General features: G+C 39.5%; 18 protein-coding genes. 10 read left to right on the forward strand and 8 right to left on the reverse strand.

Annotated elements, in window-relative coordinates; translation table 11 throughout:
• The first annotated feature begins 25 nt into the window (after positions 1-25).
• Positions 26-1744, forward strand: a complete 1719-nt coding sequence (locus RCC89_05470) for a hypothetical protein (GenBank protein WMJ72612.1) — start codon at positions 26-28, stop codon at positions 1742-1744.
• Here the strand turns inward: RCC89_05470 and pdeM are convergent.
• Positions 1730-2374 (reverse strand): ligase-associated DNA damage response endonuclease PdeM, encoded by a 645-nt coding sequence (gene pdeM / locus RCC89_05475; protein ID WMJ72613.1) that lies wholly within the window; start codon positions 2372-2374, stop codon positions 1730-1732. The genes RCC89_05470 and pdeM overlap by 15 nt on opposite strands.
• A gap of 174 nt (positions 2375-2548) precedes the next feature.
• Between pdeM and RCC89_05480 the strand changes: the two genes are divergently transcribed.
• A complete protein-coding gene (locus RCC89_05480) occupies positions 2549-2887 on the forward strand; it encodes a DUF427 domain-containing protein (protein WMJ72614.1) in 339 nt (112 codons plus the stop codon).
• A gap of 11 nt (positions 2888-2898) precedes the next feature.
• On the opposite strand, the gene RCC89_05485 is transcribed toward RCC89_05480, so the two are convergent.
• The 3 genes from RCC89_05485 to RCC89_05495 all read right to left on the reverse strand — a co-directional run bounded on the left by RCC89_05485 (position 2899) and on the right by RCC89_05495 (position 5808).
• Positions 2899-3918 carry a GTP-binding protein gene (locus tag RCC89_05485; GenBank protein ID WMJ72615.1) on the reverse strand — a complete coding sequence of 340 codons (1020 nt, stop codon included), beginning with the start codon at positions 3916-3918 and terminating at the stop codon, positions 2899-2901.
• A gap of 399 nt (positions 3919-4317) precedes the next feature.
• On the reverse strand, positions 4318-4992 hold the full coding sequence (locus tag RCC89_05490) for a DUF1826 domain-containing protein (protein WMJ72616.1): 675 nt from the start codon (positions 4990-4992) through the stop codon (positions 4318-4320).
• A gap of 273 nt (positions 4993-5265) precedes the next feature.
• On the reverse strand, positions 5266-5808 hold the full coding sequence (locus tag RCC89_05495) for a phosphoribosyl-AMP cyclohydrolase (protein WMJ72617.1): 543 nt from the start codon (positions 5806-5808) through the stop codon (positions 5266-5268).
• A gap of 41 nt (positions 5809-5849) precedes the next feature.
• Here RCC89_05495 and RCC89_05500 point away from each other — a divergent pair, with 41 nt between their 5' ends.
• The 5 genes from RCC89_05500 to RCC89_05520 all read left to right on the forward strand — a co-directional run bounded on the left by RCC89_05500 (position 5850) and on the right by RCC89_05520 (position 8052).
• Positions 5850-6116, forward strand: a complete 267-nt coding sequence (locus tag RCC89_05500) for a thioredoxin family protein (GenBank protein WMJ72618.1) — start codon at positions 5850-5852, stop codon at positions 6114-6116.
• A gap of 118 nt (positions 6117-6234) precedes the next feature.
• Positions 6235-6612, forward strand: a complete 378-nt coding sequence (locus RCC89_05505; protein ID WMJ72619.1) for a hypothetical protein — start codon at positions 6235-6237, stop codon at positions 6610-6612.
• 98 nt (positions 6613-6710) lie between these two features.
• Positions 6711-6875, forward strand: a complete 165-nt coding sequence (locus tag RCC89_05510; protein WMJ72620.1) for a hypothetical protein — start codon at positions 6711-6713, stop codon at positions 6873-6875.
• Between the two features lie 321 nt (positions 6876-7196).
• Complete coding sequence (locus RCC89_05515) at positions 7197-7625, forward strand: hypothetical protein (GenBank protein WMJ72621.1); 429 nt, start codon at positions 7197-7199, stop codon at positions 7623-7625.
• Positions 7626-7740: 115 nt separating this feature from the next.
• Positions 7741-8052 (forward strand): hypothetical protein, encoded by a 312-nt coding sequence (locus tag RCC89_05520; protein WMJ72622.1) that lies wholly within the window; start codon positions 7741-7743, stop codon positions 8050-8052.
• Between the two features lie 75 nt (positions 8053-8127).
• On the opposite strand, the gene RCC89_05525 is transcribed toward RCC89_05520, so the two are convergent.
• Positions 8128-10545: a ligase-associated DNA damage response DEXH box helicase gene (locus tag RCC89_05525; GenBank protein WMJ72623.1), complete on the reverse strand. Its 2418-nt coding sequence runs from the start codon at positions 10543-10545 to the stop codon at positions 8128-8130.
• A gap of 166 nt (positions 10546-10711) precedes the next feature.
• Here RCC89_05525 and RCC89_05530 point away from each other — a divergent pair, with 166 nt between their 5' ends.
• Positions 10712-11305, forward strand: a complete 594-nt coding sequence (locus RCC89_05530; protein ID WMJ72624.1) for a hypothetical protein — start codon at positions 10712-10714, stop codon at positions 11303-11305.
• Positions 11306-11407: 102 nt separating this feature from the next.
• Here the strand turns inward: RCC89_05530 and RCC89_05535 are convergent, their stop codons facing one another.
• Positions 11408-13714, reverse strand: coding sequence for a T9SS type A sorting domain-containing protein (locus RCC89_05535; protein WMJ72625.1), 2307 nt, complete (start codon positions 13712-13714; stop codon positions 11408-11410).
• A 252-nt stretch (positions 13715-13966) separates the two neighbouring features.
• On the opposite strand from RCC89_05535, the gene RCC89_05540 reads away from it, so the two are divergent.
• The gene (locus RCC89_05540; protein ID WMJ72626.1) at positions 13967-14443 is read left to right on the forward strand and encodes a hypothetical protein; all 477 of its coding nucleotides are present in this window, start codon (positions 13967-13969) and stop codon (positions 14441-14443) included.
• 49 nt (positions 14444-14492) lie between these two features.
• Here RCC89_05540 and RCC89_05545 read toward each other — a convergent pair whose 3' ends face one another.
• Positions 14493-15647, reverse strand: coding sequence for a toxin-antitoxin system YwqK family antitoxin (locus RCC89_05545; GenBank protein WMJ72627.1), 1155 nt, complete (start codon positions 15645-15647; stop codon positions 14493-14495).
• Between the two features lie 404 nt (positions 15648-16051).
• Between RCC89_05545 and RCC89_05550 the strand changes: the two genes are divergently transcribed.
• Complete coding sequence (locus RCC89_05550; protein ID WMJ72628.1) at positions 16052-20068, forward strand: T9SS type A sorting domain-containing protein; 4017 nt, start codon at positions 16052-16054, stop codon at positions 20066-20068.
• Between the two features lie 852 nt (positions 20069-20920).
• Here the strand turns inward: RCC89_05550 and RCC89_05555 are convergent.
• Positions 20921-22021: a toxin-antitoxin system YwqK family antitoxin gene (locus tag RCC89_05555; GenBank protein ID WMJ72629.1), complete on the reverse strand. Its 1101-nt coding sequence runs from the start codon at positions 22019-22021 to the stop codon at positions 20921-20923.
• Between the last annotated feature and the right edge of the window lie 2 nt (positions 22022-22023).

Here is a 22023-nt window from a genome sequence, read left to right on the forward strand (position 1 = left end):
TAGTCTGGAGGTTCCTTTGTAGATAATGACAAAATTCAATGATAAAAAAACAAATATAATAGCACACTTTTGGGTGGGGGGTATTTTACCCGTCCTGCTTTACTTTCTTTTCTATATTTTCTACACCTATCCGTTGCTTTTTCAGTTTAATGGTCATGTGCCTGGTTCAGGCGGTGATGTATATCAGTATTTGTGGAATGCTTGGGTTTCGGAGGCCAGTCCCTCTAATATGTTTTCACTAAAAACGGATTACCTTTTTGCACCGAAAGGGATTTCGCTGATGCTGCACACTTCTACGCCTATTATGAGCTTCTTTTCTCAAATGTTTTCAAATAACATTTTAGGGATCAATATTTTCCTTGCCTTAAACTTTGTACTTTCAGGTTTGGGTGCTTTTCTGCTGTCCCGGCTTTATATTAGCTCTATTGCATGGTGCTTATTGGTAGGGTTTATTTTTGCTTTTGCGCCGTGGAAAATGATGCGGTTGACTGAGCATTATAACTTGGTGTTGACTGCCCCTTTGGTGTTTTATATTTATTTTTTTACTAAAACATTTGATTTTGGTAATCCAGTAAAGGTTACTAGCACTACAAATTTGCTGTTTTGCTTTGTTGCAGGTTTGTTGACGCTGGCAAGTGATCTTGTGCTTACTATGTTGGCCTTTTATTTTAGTGTCGCATGGTTTGTTGCCTACCGGTTTAGGAATATTTCGTGGAGTTTTAAAAGTGTTGGCTTTTTTATAGTTCTTTGGGTTGTTGCGCATTTTATAATTAGGCTTCTAAGGTTGTCTTTTGATGATGTAGGAGCATTTTGGTGGGGTTCAGACCTGCTTAATTTATTTGTGCCTCCTGCTCATCATTTTTTCTCGAATCTCTTTAGCGAAAGTTTTATAAGCAGCCTTTTGCCACAGGAAATAGAAAATGTCAACTACCTAGGAATTGTTTTAATCGTTTTGGCGGTTATTTCCTGGGTTTTGAAGAAGAAACTTATTTTGCCCAGTGATATAAAAGTGTTTGCGCTTTTAGCCCTTATTTTTGCTTTTTTAACAATGCCAGTTTTTAAAATAGCTGGGGTTACTTTATTCAATAATCCTCTTTCGTTTATTCATTTTGTGCCTGGAATCAATAATTTTCGGATACCTGGCAGATTTGTGCTGTTGGTATATTTATGTTTGCCCATAGCAGTTTTTTATATACTGGATAAAAAAGGTGTAAAGCCCATATTAGGGGTTCCTCTCTTTTTACTGTTTCTGATAGATTATTATCCAAGACAGTTTCCCAGCGTTCAGCTCAATGAAAGCCCCAAAATATATAATAATTTAAAACAACTTCATGGAGAGGTTTTATTGCCGGTGCCTTTTGGTATTAGAGATGGATTTAACGAAGCGGGGAAGTTTAATGTAAAGGATTTATGGTACCAATCACTGCACCACAAAAATATTATTGGGGGGTATGTATCCAGAGTTCCTGAAGAGGTGTGGGCTTTTTATCACCAAAATCCTGTTATGGACTTCTTGCTAAAGGTACAGGAAAACCCTAGTTTAAAGGTGCCAGACTTTTCTGAAAATGAGGTGGAAGATTTCTTCCTTGTTTATAAGCCAGATATTGTTTTGATTGCGCCTCAATATAGAAACACTTCAGTGGAGCAGTTTATAGACCAATTAGTCATGGGTCGTGCCATGCACCAACTCGAAAAAGATGGTTATAAAGCCATTAGTATTAGCTGGCAATCAAAACTCTACTGAAATTATTTTTTCGCCGGTTACCACATATACCTGTGTTTTTTTAGTAGGTTTCATTATATACAGTCCGGTGAGGTTTCCAAAAGCGGGCAAAAACAGTGTCCTGTTTTCAAAATAGAAACATGGCAATTGCAAGGACTGGTGCGCTAATCCTTGGAGGTTTACCCCTGGGTGGATATGTCCACATATATTAACTGACCCTGTCGCCCCCTTCTCTGGCTGATGGCTAAATAAAAAAGGACCTTTTGTCAACAGTCCTTGTATCACCTCGAGGCCAGCGTCTATATATGAGCAGGTGGGCAAAATGTCATGATTCCCCTTAAGGAGCCTAAATTTTATCTCTGGAAAATCATGAAGATATTCACAAAAAATATCCCACTCCTTGTTTAGGCTACTGTGAAACAAATCTCCTAAAAAAAGGACTTCTGTGGGCTTGTGAGACTCTAGTAATGCTTTTAAAACCTGTAGGTCTTTTTCGCCACAGCCTGGACTGATGTTTATGCCTTCTCTCCGAAAGTGGCTTGCCTTGCCAAGATGTAAATCAGCAAGTATAAGCGTATTTGTTTCCTCCCATAGCATTGCTTTTTGGGGAAGAAGCCTTAATGTCTGTCCTTCAATATTTAAACGTGGCACAGTTTGCATTACTTTTTTATATAACAGTTTTAATCCTAAAAGTTAAGTAAGCTTTGTGGTTTTTGAGAATTGGAAGGTAATGAGCCGTTGAAGATAATTCAAGTGCAGGTCAGATTATTTTATAACAATAAGATTTTGTACTGTGTTATTAAAATGCTACTAAGGTTATGAATTATGGTAATAGCTGAATGGAATGGTAAAATCATTGCGAAAAGTAAGCAGGTATTAGAAATTGACGGCTATACTTATTTCCCACTTAGTGCTCTTAAAAGCAAGTATTTTGAGGAAAGCAAATGCCGGGGGCGGTGTCCGGACAAGGGTATTGCGCATTACCTGCACCTTCATGTTAATGGAGAGGTCAATGAAAATGCCGCATGGTTTTACCCTGATCCTTTAGAAAAAGCATGGATGCTAAAAGGCATGGTTTCTTTCTGGAAAGGAGTGAAGGTTGAAAAAACGGCAGGTTATGACAATGTTTATTGGCCTAAATTCTTAAAGCAGTATTTTAATTAGTTTTTGAAATATTAAGCTATACAGCTTCTTAACATGTTTTCATAAGCTTTTTCCTCCAGACCTTTGCCTATAAATACTATCCTGCTTTCCAAACACTCTTTAGACGATGGGTGCTTTTTAGTGCTTATATTTTTCCCAACAGATTGGATAATCATGCCTTCGCCATCTCCACATTTTATAATGCCTTTTATACGATAAACATCTTTGGCCTGAAATATTAGAAAGGCAAAAAGTCTGGCATACAACCTGTCAAAATCAAATTGCTCCTTAAATTTAAAAGTAATTGAGGTTATGTCCCCATGGTTATGGTGGTGGTGATGATGGGTATATTGATGGTTATTTTTTTTACCATGTCCATGATTGGGAGTATAGGAGGAGCCAATGCTTTTGTGTGGCTCAACTGAAAGTATGGCCTCCAAGGGGAATTTGTCTTTGTTTCCGGCAAAAACTTTGGCACAGGGGTTGATTTTGGCCAGCACCTTTACCAGCTCTTGGACATACCGTGGGTTAACCCTATCTGTTTTGTTGATCAAAATGATATCACTGAATGAAATTTGTTGGATACAAGATTCATTTTCTTTAAGCTGGTCTTCTATGAGCTCTGCATCTACTAGGCAAATGACCCTGGTGAGGGGGAAAGCTTTGCCTATGGCTGGCTGGTTTAAAAACGGAAGTGCTATTCCTGCTGGGTCTGCAATACCTGTAGCTTCTATAATTAACTCGTCAAATGTTTCTTCTTTGTGAAATAGCTGGTTTAGTATTTCATATAGGTTTTCATTTAACGTACAACATAAGCACCCATTGTTCATTTCCACAATGTCTCCTTCTGCTCTTAAAATTAACTCACTGTCGATACCAGCTTCGCCAAATTCATTTTCTATAATGGCAAACCGTTGGTTTTTGCGTACTTCTATTAGGGCATTTAGGAAGGTAGTTTTGCCTGCTCCTAAAAAGCCTGTAAGTATAGTTACTGGTCTTTCTTGCATGTTAAGATTTATCAGATAAGCAATCAATGCATTTTCCTTCAGCAAGGAAATGGATTTGTTTTACTTGGTGTTTGTTTAATTGGTTTAGATAATTCTTGGGTAGTTCCGGAAGCGCAATTATAGTTTCGCATTCTGTACATTTTAGATAGAACCTGTTAGGGCTTTGCATGGACGTACTTGTGTTAAAAACATTTTTTTATACACCGTCCGAGTCCATGAGCTTTTTTAATAAACCTGCATTGGTTAGCAAGATCATATTTCTATATATTATATGGTAACCCGGTCAGCCAGTTTGTTTAGTAATACTGCCAATTCTGAGTGTGCGTATGACTTACGGTTTAGCATTAAAATCTTTAGCACTTCTATCCGTAGCTTGGTGACTTTTATCTTTTTGTTTTGAAGTAATTTAACTGCGCTTTCCATTAGTTTAAAGAATAAATATATTTAGCTTAGTTCTGACAAAAAGGCTCCCGTATCTAACCTCAGCAGCACCCTTTGTTCTTTTGTCTCTTCTATAGAAGGACTTCTATGAAAAACAGGCATGGTGTAGTTGCTGGTATGCAGTGCGCCTTTTAATATAGTTATGTCGAAAGCTTCAGTGTTTTCTGTTTGGTCTGGGTTTATCAATAAGGAATCGTTACTTTCTTTGTTTAAACATTTTTTGTTGATGTTGTCATTTCTTACCCAAATCGTGCCGGGGCCACGATAGGTGCATAGTAGTCGCAAGTCGTTGATATCTGTGTGAAAGAGACGGCACATGTTGGAATTTACCACCGCAAAGTAAAGTTTGATGGTATCTGCTTTTATTATTCTGCCGAAGGCATTTATTATCTTGAAAATATCATCTAGAAATTCCAAATAGCCTTGTTTCGAGTGTAGACCTTGGGCTTTAAGCTCTTTTTCAAATTTCCACGCTAACTCCTCAGCTGAGCCTTTTAAAGAGATGCTTTTCAAAGAGGTGTGCAATAACTGATCAGTAAAATGAACAATAGGGCTTATTGGTTGTCTTCTGTGAATAGCAATATTGTACTCGGGTTCTTGGATACGATTTAGCTCACTGAGATTCTGCGCATAGATATAATGGGGTGCGAGTGGAGTTTTTTGTTTTATAATGGCCATGTTTGTAAGGAATGTTGAAAGTTATCAAAATTATTTTAATCGCAACGATGTTGCATGGTAAAAAGTTTCTTATACTTGCGTAAGGCAGAATGTTTTTTCTCAATCCTGTGCGATATGGGTTTTAACTGTGTCTTGCTTCTCCACGCTATTTGTCTGATCTAGTGCTGCTGCTATTACATGTAAAAGTATGGTCAAGTATATGATGATGTTTAATTTTAGTAGCTTATTCATGTTGACTAAGGATCAAAAGGTAAAACAGTTAGAAAAAAAATCTTATTTTTCGCCCTTCAAAAAAGTAAGTGATTCAGTATCTGATATTAGCTTCCGATAAAAGCATGTTTTTCGATTTTCGCCATTTTCTTTGATGGTATGACAGGCACCACCTGCTATGATCGTAACCTGATACACCAGCGCATCTTGGTCACAATCAACTAATATGTTATCTACTTTGAGTAAATTACCGGCAGAAGCTCCTTTTATCCATAAACATTTCCTTGACGTGCTATAAAAAGCAGCTAGGTTGTTTTTATAGGTAAAATCAAACGCTTCTTTATTAACCGATGCGACCATTAGTATTTGTCCTGTTGTGGTTTCTTGTACGACAACAGGTAATAAACCTCCTCTTTTCTCAAATTGAAGGTTTAGTGAAGTTCCTTCCTCCAGTACATTTTTAATTAACGGTTGCTTATCATTAAACATTGAAGCGTTGGTATTTATGGGTTCAAACATATAATGACAAATATAATAAACTTTTTTTAAACGCAACAATGTTGCATGTAAGTATTGTTTTTGAGATACATTTGGCTCTTTTTTCATGCTATTTATGTTAATCATATATAGACATAGAATTAAGAGTTATGAAACGTAAAGTTGAAGTGTTTGTGGCCGGGTGCGCTGTTTGCGAACCGGTAGTGGAATTGGTCAATGAAATGGCCGCTGACCACTGCGATGTGATTGTTTATGATATAGCAGAGCAATGCGATACAGAGGAATGTGTGCTTAAAGTAAAAGATTATGGTGTTTCTCAAGTACCAGCCATAGCTGTTGATGGCAAACTTTTGGATTGTTGTGCCAATGTTGAGAAGACGAAAGAAGATTTAATTAAAGCTGGTATTGTAGAATAAGGAGCCGGCAAATAAAGGTTTTTTGTTAAAAAAAGCGGGTGTATGGCCCGCTTTTTTACTTTCTAAGTTTTACTGAACTATCTCTTCGAAAGCTGGGTTCATAGTATGTAACCGAATTATGATGCTCAAGAAAACTTTCCATATCGCCCTTTCGCTCGTACTTTTAGTGACCGTTACAGGTGTAAGTACTGCTAATATGATATGTAATTTCTCTGCGGAAGACGAAGTTGCATGTTTATCAGAAATTGAAACTAAGGATTGCGCCAGTCAGGAGTGCTGCGAGTTTAGCATAGAGCATAAGAAGCTAGAGGCTGATCTTTCTGATGAAAAAGAGGAGGCCGAAGCTCCAGAGGTGGTCATTGCTACCGTGCCACTATTTAATGCGGTGCCAGACCTTAAGGTAACTATGCGCTATAAGTCGCATGGTGAATTGATATACAAAACAGATGCGCAACCTGAAGACATTAATGTCTTGAACCAAAATTTCCGGCTATGATAGTTGGTCAAATAATATAAATCTTGTAAGACAAAGGTTTATAGTGTGGTAATAATTAATATCAACATTATTTGACTAAACAATTTAATACTAAGGAAATGAAAAGAAATATTTTAATAGCCGTTTTCGGACTGTTCTTCGGAACAGCAGCTTTTGCAAGTGTACAATCTTCAGAAATAAACAACGACTGCTGCCAGCCAAAATCTGAGTGCTGTGAACCTAAAGCAGAATGTTGTGAATATAAAATAACATCAGCTTGCTGATATAGAAGAAAGCCCCGGGATAGCTCTGGGGCTTTTTTGTTTTTGGGGTGGTATGTTAACATTTACAAAAATCGATCTTCAAAACTGGATTAGATCCTGTATTTTATAAGGGGTAGTAAAAGACGAACCTTGAAGAAGGTTCTTGGAAACTCATAATTGAATCACCAATCGTCATTCTCACATCTGTTGCGGGGGCTGTATGAGAAAGAAGGTTATGTTTTTTTAGTTTTCTTTGCTTCGGATTTCTTTTCCTGAGGTTTTAAAGCTAAGTTATTTTCTAGATCTTTGTTGGAAGTTTTCGGTTAAAGAAAATACATTCATATGCCATACATACCATTTTATTCTGTTTGTCCTCAAACTGCTATGGAGGAAACAAAAGCGATTACCATACAGGATACTAACAATGAATTTGGCCTTCCCCAAGGCCAATATTATTTTACAGAGCTTTTTTGTGACGAGTGCGATTGCCGGCGTGTGTTGTTGCAAGTATACTTAGGTCAGGAAATAGTTGCAACTATCGGGTATGGATGGGATAAGCTTTCTTTTTATAAAAAAGAGTTTTTGGTGCTTGGTGAAAAAGAGATTATTAGTTTCAAAGGCCCTTCTTTGGACATTTACCAAACTCAATCTAAAAGCTCGAATAAAATTTTTAACATGTACAAAAAACTATTGTTCTCAGACAAAGGATATCTGGATAGAATAGAAAAACATTACCTGCAGTTTAGGAAGGTATTAGAACACTATACATGATTTGATATACCATCACAAAACTAGACCTATTCGTCGATAATATTAACATAAGTCACATAAACAAAATGTTGTTTTTTTTTAGTGCCAAGTAAGGATTCCATTATATTACCTATTTATGGACAATACCAATAATAATGAAAGAGCTGTGCTGCTTGTGTCAGATATGTTAAGTATTCAGAAGGGCTTAATATGCGGTACAGAGGAAGAGCAGATGAAATTACTTGCTGCCTATATTGAGGAACTAATACACAACGATTTCAGCCGTCTGCTCCAGATCCTTTATAGGGTAGATGTGCCGGAAGAGAAGTTGAAGAAGGCTCTTGCCGAGAACAAGGAGAGTCTTTCTTCTGGAGAAATTATAGCTCGTTTGCTGGTTGAAAGGCAGGTGCAGAAAATTGAACTTCGGGCTAAGTATAGCAGTAGGTAAGTTTGATCATCAAATTCCATCATCAAACTATTTTATCATTGTATAATCGAATCATCATATAATTGTATCATCAAATCATTCCAGCTTCCATTGCTTCTTCATTTTCATGATTCGGGTTTCTATATCCTCATTAGAGTATTTTTCTCTAAAACGCTCCGCTATAATAGGAAAGCTGAACGGAGAGGGGCGGTCCAGGTTTTTAATGACGATTTCCTGACGGTTTATCTTCTCAAAAGTTTTATGAAGTCCATGCAGGTTTAGCTGGAAATCCGCCACTTCGTCATAAGCCTGTCGCAGGAGCAGGTTATCGGGTTCATATTCCTGAAAAACCTTGAAGAACAAATGCGAAGAAGCCTGCAGGTGCCTTGCCTTTACCATTTTGCCGGGATAACCCTGAAACACCAGCCCTGAAATGGATGCAATGTCCCTAAAACGCCTGACGGCCATTTCTGTTGCATTTACACAGTTCAGCGCATCGGAGCCTAAATAGTCCGTGCTGAAAATCCCTTCGTTAATAAATTTTTCGATTTCAATCTGCTGGTCCGTTAAAAGCTCAAAGCCATAGTCGTTCATGGCTATGGAAAAACTAGCAGGTTTTTGGACGCTCATACGGGCAGCCAGTACTGCGGCCATTCCTTCATGGATCAAGCGACCTTCAAAGGGAAAAAAGAAAAAGTGCCACCCCTCGCGCGACTTTAAAGTTTCTATGAGAAACTGGTTTTTCTGGGGTAGTAGAGACTGTTTTTGTTGAAGTTCGAGCAAGGGGGCTATGGCCTGTATTTCCGGATCTGAAATACTGCCGTTCAGGTATTCTTGTATTTTAAAGCGTATCATTTCGGAAAGTTCGGAAGAGAGGGACATGCGCCCTCCTTGCCAGCCGGGAACTTTACCTTTCTTGTTTTGGACCTTTTTGACATAGGCTTCAAAATTCCTCACTTGTATTAACTCTAGGTTTTTTCCGGCAAACCAGAAGCTGTCGCCCGGGTTTAGGGAAGAGATAAATGACTCTTCAATCGTGCCCAGATTTTTGCCGCTCATGTATTTTACCTGCATAAGCGTATTGCTAACGATGGTTCCAACAGAAAGTCTATGCCGCATGGCTTGTCGACGGTTTGTCAGTTTATAAACACCGTTTTCAATGATAACTTTAAGAAACTCCTCGTAGCCTTGTAATCCTTCTCCGCCCTGGGTGATAAAAGAAAGGAGCCAGTTCCACTCCTCCTCTGAAACAGAGTCAAAACAATGGGTGCCGAGTGTTTCCCGGAAAACCTCTTCCTGCCTGAAACCTTCGGAAACAGCCAGCGTTGCCAGATATTGTGCGAGTACATCAAAAGAACGTATATAGGGCGTGCGCGACTCAATAAAGCCCCTGCTGATCGCTTCGCGGAAAGCTGCCCCTTCTATTATTTCCAGTGAATGGGTTGGTAGGAAATAGATTTTGCTTGTTTGCCCGGGGGCATGCCCTGAACGGCCTGCCCGCTGGATAAACCTGGCCACACCTTTGGCACTGCCTATCTGTATTACGCTATCTACGGGTCTAAAGTCTACTCCCAAATCCAGGCTGGATGTAGCTATTACCGCTTTTAGTTTCCCTTGGTGAAGGGCATCTTCGACCCAGTTTCTAAGTTCTAAATTGATGGAGCCGTGGTGGAGGGCGATATTCCCTGCAAGTGCTGGTTCTAAATCTAATAAACGCTGGTACCATATCTCTGCTTGGGAACGGGTGTTTGTAAATATCAGCGTTGATTGGCTGTCATTAATTATAGGTAGTACTGCATGGGCAAGTTTGATTCCCAAATGTCCTGCCCAAGGGTATTTTTCTATTTCATCAGGAAGCAAGGTGTTTACTTCGATAGCTTTTTCGATTTCTGCACGAATGGTGGTGTTTTTCGGCGGATGGTTTCCTAGAAGGACTTCTTTTGCCTGTTCCAAATTTCCGATGGTTGCGGAAATACCCCAAATGCTTAAGTCTGGATTAAGAGTTTTTAGTCTCGATAGCGCCAGTTCTACCTGGACACCTCTCTTGCTGCCCATGAGTTCATGCCATTCGTCAGCTACAAAATACTGTAGCCCTGATAAGAGTTTGGAGTATCCTTTCTGTGCCAGCATCAGGTGAAGGCTTTCGGGAGTGGTAATTAGGACATCGGGCATATTTCTTTTTTGCCTTTCCTTTTCTTTATGTGCCGTGTCACCTGTCCTGATACCTATGGTCAATGGAAGTTGCAGGTCTGTGCAGGTTTGCTGAAGTGCGGTGTGTATTTCTCTGGCCAAAGCCCGTAGAGGTGTAATCCAGATGACCTTAAGGCCTCGCTTTTGTTTTTCGGCTATTTGCTCTAACATACCAAACCACATGGCATAAGTCTTTCCACTGCCTGTTGGGGCATTTAATAAACCCGACATGCCTGTAAAGACTGCATAAAATGCTTCCTTTTGGAATTGGTGTGGCTTCCAGCCTTTTAACTTGAACCATTCTTCTGCTAGCGGGAGCTTCATGTGAAATGAATGTGTGGTCTTATAACAATTTGAAAGCACCAAAAGGTTTAATTAGTAGCCAAAGCGCTATGACTTTATCTCTTTGCAACTCAGGACTAGTTCTGTCAATAAGTTAAAAACAATTGAGAGGCAAAAGTGTAATATATATCCAGTATTATGTGAGTTTATGAGAAATTTCCCAGTGGTTTTACTCTTTATATGGATTGCACTGCCATTGTATGGACAAGATGGGGAAGGGGATTTGCTTCATAATGAGGTAGGTGTTGCAATCACCGGAGGAAACCAGGCAGCAGGGGCGGGAGTTTTTTACAGAAGACACTTTGAGAAAGGCGCTATTCGTGTTTGGGCGCAGTCGGAAGGCAGTGGAAATTTAGACGCCGATCAAAACTTCATAGGTATGTATAATGCCGATGTTGCTTTGGGATATCAGCGACATTTTCAGGCTGCTGATAGATGGACGGTGTATTATGGCCCTGACCTTATTTTTGGCTATCAAAAAGTAAATATTGAAGAAGGAGAACCTCCGGTTGCTATTGATGCCCGAACACTTAGATTTGGTGTGAGGCCATTTTTAGGAGTTTCATTCCGGTTTAGAGAAAGGATTAAAGTATCGGCGGAAACCCGGCTTACCTTCTTTTATAATAGGGAAAGGGCTACCCAAGCCTCTGCACCGGATGTTGAGCCAGAAACAACATCGGTATCTTACCTTGAGTGGAATACCTTGCCCGCAGGTGCTTTAATGTTTAGTTTTTTCTTTTGAATGATTGTAGGGTAAAGTTATAATTGCTTTATATTTTTTTATGTTAAGTCAATAGTAATCCCGCCACCTTTTTTAGATGACGGAATTACTGTTGTTTGTAATTTATTGCTTTACGAACTGCCTTGTAACCACCTTTTCAGCAGATTCAATTCTTAAAATATACATGCCTTTGCTCAGGTGAGAGATATCTATATTCTCTTTAAAAGGAAGTATTTCTGAAATCCTGCCGTCTATGTTGCAAATTACCAGTTTTGAGTCAGGAGTGGCACCTTTTAATGAAATGGTGTTATAAGCAGGGTTCGGGTAAAGTATTATTTCCTCCTGCAGGTCATCTTCCGGCAAAGAAGCAAAAGTCGGCTGATCCGCTTTCTGGTCCATAATGGTAATACCGTTGCCATGCCCAAACCATATATTCCCTGTGCTGTCTGTGACATGATTTGTTATACGGTTGCTGAAGAGGCCATCTGCTTTGGTATAATGTGTCCACTGGTCTCCGTCTTTGGTATAATGAAAGCCATTATCCCGTTCAATCACTATGGCAAAGCTGCTGTCTTTCCTCATCTCATATTTCACATCGAAATCATTGGCATCAAATAATTCCCATTTTTCTCCATCAAAACAAACAACCTGACTGTTTTGTTCATCTGTTTTGCCCCATATCCTACCCCGATAGTCACAATGGATGTTTAGGATTGAAATGCCCTCAGGGTAATTAAACTTCTCTTTTTTTAGCCCATTTTCATACCTGATCAATTTATCTGATGTGGAGACCCAAATATTATCTTGTTTGTCTTTGGTAATACTTGACTCTGGTTCATTTAAAATATTTGCAAGGGTAACACCTTGCCCACTTACATTATAAAGGTCAATTTCTTCTTGTTTAATTTTAAGTGGATGGGTTTGAAAGGATGTGCCGTCAAATTGAACTAGGGCTTCAATAGTGTGATAAAACGTTCCTCCACGCCCTAGGCTGACCAGAGAGTCATAACTAACGATAAACCATAGATGCCCGTTTTCTGTTCTGTTGAGAGAGTTCTTTTTCAGGATGTGCCTTTCTGCTGTGTTAAAGTGAAACCATGAATGGCCAAGGTTTTCCTTGATTAGCTCTTCTTCTTCACCGTCAGGGGTATACTTTGATATTGAAGTTTTCCAAGCTTCGTTTCTTCTTACGGGATGATATATATAGGCACCTGAAAGCGCATATATATTTCCGTCTTTGTCTGAGGCAAGATTTCTGTCAGCCAATTCGTGCATAAGAATCACATTGGAACAATTGTTGCCTGTTGAATATAGGTGGTGTGCATGTTGATACCATAGTTTTTCTGTATCATCTTTCCATATATTTAAAGCAGTCCTTCTAAGTCCAACGCCTTCTAACTGATTTTCTATATAACATTTTGAAGCCTGATCTTCATAGTTGATTTTTGTGGCAGCACCTTCGCTTATCCGGTAAAGTCTGCTTTGGGTAGCACCTCTTATAGAAAGCCATTGGGTGCCTTTGCTGTCTATTAAAAGCTGTCCTGGGTTAAAGGACGAAAGGTTCTCTGCTGGGAATTCAACAGTTTGTTCAGTCCATTCGTTTTGATCGTAAATATAAAAGGATTGACCGTGAAGGAACCATAAGCGGTTTTGTTCATCAGCATGTATGTAGCGTTTGTTGTTAAGGTCTTGTATATGAGAAAGGTTTTCTCCAGACTGGTCGTAAATGTATAAAGAATCGCTGACAATGATTTTCTGGCCATTGGCAGTTATGTCTACCTTGGAAGAGTTTTGATTATTAACCGTACACTCCTTCCCCAAAAGCTTCAATCGGCTACTTTCAAAGTCTAGCATCCATCGAAACTGCTCGCAACCGCTGCCCCAAAGCCTGCCTTCATTGTCTATGGCAAAGTTGCGGAAGTTGCGGAGTATGTTGCTTGTGTCTCCCGAAAATTCGTGTTCGGAAACGATTTCCACATCTTCTTTCAGGTTTAAATAAGTCCATTCGGTATTGTCATATTTCCATAAGGTGTCCCTATGGAAAGCATATAAGTTGTTGCTACTGTCTAGTTTGAAATCAGTATTTAAGGCTGTGTTTCCTGGATAGTTAATGGTTTCCCATATATTATTTTGGTAGATAGCAAGGTTGGTTTCTGAGTTGGCTATAACATCACCTGCATTGTTAACCCCTATCCAATAAAAAACATCAGAACTGCCTAGTCCATCTTCTGAAGTATATCTGGAAATGAGGTTTCCGCTCAGGTCTCTTTTTTCAATGCCATGAGGGGTGCTTGTCCATAAAAAATCTTCCAGGAGCGCCATGCCGGTAGCGTTATAATTTCCGTATGCAGCTTGCGTAGTAAAGGTTTGAGCGTTGACGATAGAGGCTCCCCAAAAAAAGTAAAAAAGTAAAAGGTTTAGCTGTTTCATGATAAAAATGTTTTTGTTGAGTCGTCTAAAGATACAGTTTATTTGTAAAAACTTGAAATATAGGTTGATATAAAGTTCCTTGGTTGGATGATATTGTGGTGAACTGCTGAACTCGGCTTTGGTATTTATTATAAAGAATGAGTTTATATGATTTAAGTTTATATTGAATTCAGGAACTAGTATAATGCCGGTAGATGGTTTGAAATTGGTATGGGAAGGTGAAGTGACGTACGTAGGTAAAATTGTATGACTATGATTTGGTTTAACCTTAAAAAACTAGAAAGAAAAATTATTAAAAACGAATTCTCAGATGAAGAAGGTTTTAAGTACTTTCTTGGCACTTCTATTATATGGTTCTTAGGGCCTTTTATAGGTGTTGCAGAGAGTCCTATTGATTATATTGAACTTCCTATAGGCCTAGGAATTACCATTTGGGGTTCTTATTCTATTTTTAAAGTTAACGCTTCAGGAGATGGAAAAGATTTTTTCAAAAGGTTCTTTGCTCTATCATGGGTCATAGGAATTAAGCTTCTGGTGATTGGGCTAATCATACTTGTTCCTTTGATCGTATTGGGCATAATGTTAGGAGATATTGATTATGCAGAGGAAAGTGTGCTTACTTTGACGGAAGAGTTTTTTGTGATAACCTTTTCGTTGCTTTTTTTAATAGTTTATTATCTTTTGTTAATTAAGTCATTTAGATGTGTTTCCCAGAATGATAAGCGGTAAAAGGATGTTTGTTAGCTTTTTCATTTATGGGGGAAGACGTTTATATAATTTAAAGCTCTTCCTCTCTGATGGGGTGGGTTCGAGCGATTTCCCCTCCATCCCAACAATCATATAAACCAGTAGGGGGTGCTAGGTAATCTTTTTCGGCCTCTTCTTTATCTAGATTTTTAATAAGTTTAAGTTCCTTAAGAAACCTTTTGGCCGCTTTAGACATTTCTTGGTGGTCATTTTCAGGGTAAGTAAAACAAATGTGAACACCCAAACCTTCGGGGCTGACATAGGTAATCATATGGAGATGATATTTAATGTCGTTATCCGTATATGTCCCTTTAAAGTAAATGCCATTTTTTAAGTTCAAAGGGTAAGTGATTTGTGTGTGTTTAAGCACTTTCTCAAACTGTGTGTTTTTCTGAATAAAAGGTTTTTGCTTCAGTAGCCCATAGGCGTAAGGGGAATTGGTGAAGTCTTCGGCATTTTCTGTGCGGACTGTTATTTTTGATATGTTCTTGGATTTTTTATTATGTTTAATAAAGGTAAAGTTGCCGGAGTCTGAGGTTTGAACTGCCAGCCAGTCGTTTTCAGGCATGCGCAAGTGCAGGTTGCAAGAATAAATATAGTACCGGGTACGGTAGTTTTTTTTGCTAACAAGCTGGGTATTTTTATAGAACCCCCACCAGCCTTCTTTTCTGCCTTGCTCATATCGGCCTGTGGAGCGCAATGTGCCATCTTGGTAATAGTATTCGGAGATACCGTTTTTAAGGGAGTCTTTATAGATAGATGTAAAAGCTAGATTGCCATTTGGGTAATAACGTTTATAGCTTCCTTTTAATAAGTCTTTTTCATAATACGCATGTATTTTCAGTCTTCCATTTTTATAATATTCTGTATAGGGACCTTCTAATTTGTTTTTGTGGTAGCGGGATATTCTTTTGATTTTCCCATTTGAATAGTATTTGGTGAACCGGCCTTCTTTTTCACCTTTATCCAACGAGGAATACCTCCCTGAAGAATTTAATTGATGTGTTCTCGCATCAAATTCTTTTCTCAAAGTAACTTTTTTTGTACTAGAGTCAACCCAATATCCATAAGCGCTATCCGTAGTGGTTATTTGTCGATCCTTATTAAACCACGTGGTGTCTTGGGCTGGCAAGGAAAAGGCCAATCCTAAAAAAATGAATGATAATGTAAGAAACCCAGCTTTCATATGTTCCCTTTAGTTAAATAAGCCGGAAACGTTGTTTTCTGTTTTGTTAAGCCGGATTATGCAATAGGGTTTATCATGAGGGGCAAAACAACAAAAAATCAGCGCATTTATGTTGTAAAGCATGCAGCTCTATGGGCTGTTGTTTAGTTACGTGAAAGAAGTTTCTGGTGCATATTTTGGGTTAAGACAGAGGTTACGTTCTTTAATTTGTAAATTATTGGTTTTATGAGGGTAAAGTTTGTTATCTTTGCTTGGTTTTTTTATCTCAAATTACAGAGCAATGCTCATATCGTTGTATTGCATACTTAACACCACTATTTAGATTTTGCTGCAATAAATTAACCTTATTACACAAGCTTGGTTAAGGTACTCTTGTTGGCTCTGGATTTTATATTTATACAATTATGAAAAGGTTCATTTTTTCTTTCATTATTATTCTAGTTCCTGGAATTGCATTTTCGCAGAAGGTGCCGAAAACAGATGCAACGGAGACTATAAGTCTTCAATGTTATGGGGGCACAGCTAATAGGACTGCTTTGGCGTATAACCCAGAAAGAAAGTTATATTATAGTGTTAATGGTGGAGCTATTGACTATGCTGTCGAAACATTTAGTGAAACAGGTGATTCATTGGGTTGGGCTGAAACCGGATTTGATTACCGTGGCGCATGGTGGAACCCTGGTGGGAGTGCTTTAGAAGGTAATGGTAGGTTCTTTACCGGTATTTGGGAGCAGAACCTGAATACCGGGACAGGTGTCGCTGTGGAAGGCGGTTTAATAATCATGCAGGTAAATGTAAATTTGGGTCAATTAGTAGGGGATCTGGACTATAAGAATAACTTTATTATATATTATTCAGATGGACATGTTGTTAGGTTTGATCGAGCTGACCATACAATTGCTGACTCTTTAGAAATTATTGGACTGCCGGATACGGAGTTTGTTAACAGTACTTCTGTCGTTTATACAGGTATAGATGGGTTTGAGTATGGGTTGTATAACTATGATACAAAAGACCTGTATTATATAAATGCTTCTACTGGTGTTTTCAGTGGGCGTACACACTTGCCGGCTACAGCAGCCGCCCCTGTTAATTTTAGAATTTCTTTTGCCAATGAGCAGTTTTGGATATTCAATGGGGAAGATAGGCAGTGGGTTGGGTACGATGTTTTTGAAGACTTTTTGCCTGCTGCGACAAAAGAGCCTTTTTCCGAAGGTATTGAAGATATAAGGTTAGCAACAAGCCAAGGTTCTAATACTAGAACCGGGCTGGCATTTGATCCGGCAAACAGATTGTATTACAGTGTTAATGGAGGTACCGATAGTCGTCCTATAGAAACATTTTATGAAAATGCTGAACCTGCACATACTAGTCCGGCAGGTTTTGATTATCGTGGGGTTTGGTGGAATCCTTATTCCAGGGCGCTGGAAGGGAACGGTCACGACCTTAATGGAATTTATCGGCATAGTTTAAATGAAAACGGATATGCAATCTCCGATGGGATGAATATTAAGCCAGGTACCTCAGATTTGGGAAACCTTATTGGCGACTATGATTATGTTAATAATCTTTTTGTTTACTATGACAATGGAAGTCTCTCTTTTTTTAGCGCCGTGGATAATGAACACATGGAAACAGTAGCTGTCTCAGGCCTTGAATATAGTGAAAATACTAATCCAGGCTCTGTTGTTTTTACCGGAGTTAAAGGCTATGAGTATGGTATATATGACTTTGTTGATAGAGAGCTAGTTTTTATCGATGCTGAGACAAAAAATGTTAGTGGTCGCACCCCGTTACCTGACAATGCGCCTCAGGTAGATTTGGGTAGGGTTGCCTTTACTAATAACATGTTCTGGCTATATAGTGACAGCGACGAGGAGTGGATTTCTTATAAAATATTTTGTGACGTAGTTTATGATGAAAATGTGTTGACCATTTGTGACGGGGATTCTGTTTTCTTGCAGGGACAATATCAATTTGTAGAAGGTGTATATTTTGATACTTTAACTGCCGCAAGTGGATGTGATAGTATCATTAAGACCGAGTTGTTTATAAATATACCACCGTCTGTTGATTTAGAAGATGTTGAAGTTTGTTCAGGTGAAGAAGTTGTACTGCTAGCAGAGGGAGAGGCAGAGTTCGAGTGGAGTCATGAAGTGGAGAACGGAGTACCTTTCGTGCCTGAGGAGACAGGTGTGTATATGCTTACAATTACCGAAGAAAGTGGATGTTTCAGTAAGGACAGTGTGCTGGTAACGGTTCTTGAACGTCCTGTGATAGATGCAGGAGAGGATCAGGAGGTCTGTGGAGGAGAAGAAGTAATACTGGAAGCTACTGGAGTTGAATCTTATGAATGGAGTGGGGATGTTATTAATGGCGAAGCATTTATTCCAGAATCAACAACGTCATATAGTGTGCTTGGAACGGATGAATACGGCTGTTCTGATTCATCTACTGTTCTTGTAACGGTTAGTGAGCGTCCGCAGATAGATGCAGGAGAAGATTTGGAGGTCTGTGCAGGCGAGGAAATAACTCTGGCAGCTACTGGAGGCGAATCTTATGAATGGAGTGGGGGTGTTGTTAATGGTGAAGCATTTATTCCTGGGTCAACAACTTCATATAGTGTGCTTGGAACGGATGAACACGGCTGCACGGACTCGTCTAGTGTGCTCGTAACGGTTCGTGAGCGTCCGCAGGTAGATGCAGGAGAAGATTTGGAGGTCTGTGCAGGTGAGGAAATAACTTTAACAGCTATTGGCGGCGAATCTTATGAATGGAGTGGGGGTGTTGTTAATGGCGAAGCATTTATTCCTGAGTCAACAACTTCATATATTGTGCTTGGAACGGATGAACATGGCTGTTCTGATTCATCTAATGTTCTTGTAACGGTTAGTGAGCGTCCGCAGATAGATGCAGGAGAAGATTTGGAGGTCTGTGCAGGCGAGGAAATAACTTTAACAGCTATTGGCGGCGAATCTTATGAATGGAGTGGGGGTGTTGTTAATGGCGAAGCATTTATTCCTGGGTCAACAACTTCATATAGTGTGCTTGGAACGGATGAACACGGCTGCACGGACTCGTCTAGTGTGCTTGTAACGGTTCATGAACGTCCTGAGATAGATGCAGGAGAAGATCTGGAGATCTGTGCAGGCGAGGAAGTGACATTGACAGCTAGAGGAGGCGAATCTTATGAATGGAGCGGAGGCATATCTAATGGAAGGCCCTTTGTTCCAGTATCTACTACTACATATGTGGTGCTTGGAACAGATGAACACGGCTGCACGGATTCGTCTAGTGTTCTTGTAACCGTCCATGAGCGTCCTGAAATTTATGCAGGTGAAGATAAAGCAGTTTGCTCAGGCAGTGAGGTAGTATTAACTGCTTCTGGTTTGGACGATTTTTCCTGGAGTGGTGGTATAGTGGATGGTGAACCATTTATACCTGAATCAACAAGTATATTTGTGGTAACTGGAACCGGTGTGAATGGGTGTTCTGGTGCTGATAGTGTGGTTGTGGCTGTATATGAATTGCCAAATGTCTTTGCGGGCGCAGATGTTGAGGTATGTGCTGGGGAGGAACTCACACTAGCGGGTTCTGGTGCTGTAACTTATGATTGGGAGCCTGCCATTGAGGATGGTGTTGCTTTTGTACCTGCCGAAAGTCGTGTTTATATAGTATCGGGTACAGATGAGAACGGGTGCAAAGGTTCTGACAGTTTACAAGTTAAAGTTAATGATAACCCTGAAGTCTCTGCAGGGGACGATGTTGTTGTATGTGCGGGGCAAGGAGTGGTGCTGAGCGGTACGGGAGCAAATATTTATTCTTGGAGTCATAATGTTGTTAATAATAGGGCATTCTTGCCTCAGGAAACCCGAATTTATACTGTGGTAGGTGTTGATGAGAATGGCTGTTCAGGAACAGATGAAGTGGTGGTTGAAGTAAACCCTGCGCCTAACGTTGCACTTTTTATTCCAGTGGAAATAACAACACAGTGTAGTGATGGTTCTCCTATCTATATGTCGGGAGGAAGCCCATCAGGCGGTGTTTTTTGGGGCAATGGCATTTCGGGAGGAGTTTTTAACCCTTCAGCTGCTGACGAGGGCACGCATGTGATTTCTTATACTTATACCGATGAAAACAACTGTAGTGCAAGCGCTGAACAGGAAATAAAAGTGGAAATTTGCACGAGTGTGGAAAAGGCTGAAGTTGTAGATTTTATTGTTTATCCTAACCCTTCTAGTGGACAGGTGCATATCCGATCAGATGAGCAGTTGTCTATCAAGGTGTTTAACAGTAAGGGGAAATTGTTGAAATACTCAGAAGCTGTTCAATACCTAAGCTTAGAATTGCCAAGCGGCCTTTACTTTATTCACGGTCATTATAATGAAAAGGAAGTTGTTAAGAAATTGGTTATAAATTAAATAGTGTTAATGTTTTCTACTTGTAACGCTGGTTTTCATCAGTGTTACAAGTTATTCTTTTCTCCTATACTTTTTTTTTGTCCGATAGGAAATCGGATTTACTGTAGCGCCGATTTTTTATCGGCGAATTTGCTGTTTCTTTTATCTGTTTATTTAGGGTGCGACTGACTGTGAGGTGTTTAGTGCGATAGGAAGTCGGAGTTTTCGTATCGCTGATTTTTTATCGGGTATTTGCTGTTCCTTTCACTCATTCTTGTTAAAGGCGCCTAGTTAAGAATGTGTTTAGTCCGATAGGAAATCGGATTTACTGTAGCGCCTATTTTTTATCGGCGAATTTGCTGTTTCTTTTATCTGTTTATTTAGGGTGCGACTGACTGTGAGGTGTTTAGTGCGATAGGAAGTCGGAGTTTTCGTATCGCTGATTTTTTATCGGGTATTTGCTGTTCCTTTCACTCATTCTTATTAAAGGCGCCTAGTTAAGAATGTGTTTGTCCGATAGGAAATCGAACTTGCTGTAACCCCGATTTTTGGGGCGGGTAAAAAAAGCGCTTTGTAAAAAGCGCTTTTTGATGAATGAAAGTAGTGCTTCTCGTTACTTAGGGCGCACTGAAAAACGCCCAAAACATTGATTTGTTGATATTTGTATAAAAATTAGGAGGTATAGGTGCTAGGTTTTTTCGGTTATTTCTTATTTTTCCGTGCACATTAAAGTGAGAAGCTTTTAACCCAATACTTTTTTTGGGCTAGCCACAAGCGCACAATCTACTTTATGGCCTTACATTCGAAGTATTCCAATACGTCTTCATGTAAGGCCATGCGTATCTTGCACACTTGTGACTTTTTCAGCAGGCCCTACTTATAGTACACGGCCTCTACTTTATCATAATCCATGTTTTTAGTAATCCTTATGTTGTCAAGAAACATTAAGAACTCTTCTTCGTGTGCTTCTTCCGTTTCGGTTGTTACATCGAAATAAAGCTCTATGCCCAATCCTTTAGGGGTCATGTAGTGGATCATGTAAAGATGGTGTTCTCTGTCGTTTTCAGTATACCTGGATTTGATAAAGAAAGCATTCTTTTTTAATGCTAAAGGAAAATCATCATCATCAGGTGTGAGAACTTCAAGAATTTCCGTGCCTTCCGATATAAAGAATTTCCTTTTTTCTTCTGACCAAGCTTTTGGGTTTCTGCGGTGTTTTCTGGCATCCTCTGCGTGTGCCATGATAAGTGGGACTACTGGCCGTGCCAAGGTGTCTTTTTCTGGCATTCTTTTGAACATAAAGTTTATGTTCCGTCCATACTCATAGTCTATCAAGTCCCACTGGTGGTTAGGAACCCTGAAATGAAGGTTGCCTTCATAAATAAAGTACCTGGTACGGAAGAGGTAATCTTCATTAGAATCTGACTCTTCGTCATAAAATGACCAAATACCTTCTTTTATATCGTCGTGGTAGGGGCCGTAAGAGTGCACGGTGCCATCTTCATTGTAGTAGGTCGCAGGACCATGTTTTTTGCCATTTCTATAGACCGCTTCCAAAGAGATTTGGCCATTGTCATAATATTCTTTGAAGTCGCCATGTAGCTCCCCATGTTGATAATATTCTTCTGCTTGAAGCTCCCCGTTTTCATAATACCAGACGTGCTTTCCTTCTGGTTCATCTTGGAGGTAGCGACCTTTAAACTTTAACTGCCCATTTTTATGATGGTATTCAAACATACCATTACGGGTCTCGGGATCTATGGAGGATAAGCGCCCACTGAGTATTACTTTGCCGGTTGCTACGTAAAACTCTTGTCTGTCCCAATGCTGACCTCTATTATTGTCGACTCTAAATACATAAGCGTCTTCAGGAGCAGTCGGCTCCCAGTTAGAGTCGAACCAAGTGGTGTCTTGCCCTAGTAATGTATGGGAAAAAAGTAACGTGCAGGTTATAATTGATAAGATATATTTCATTA

This window comes from Cytophagaceae bacterium ABcell3, assembly GCA_030913385.1.
Taxonomy (GTDB): Bacteria; Bacteroidota; Bacteroidia; order Cytophagales; family Cytophagaceae; genus ABcell3.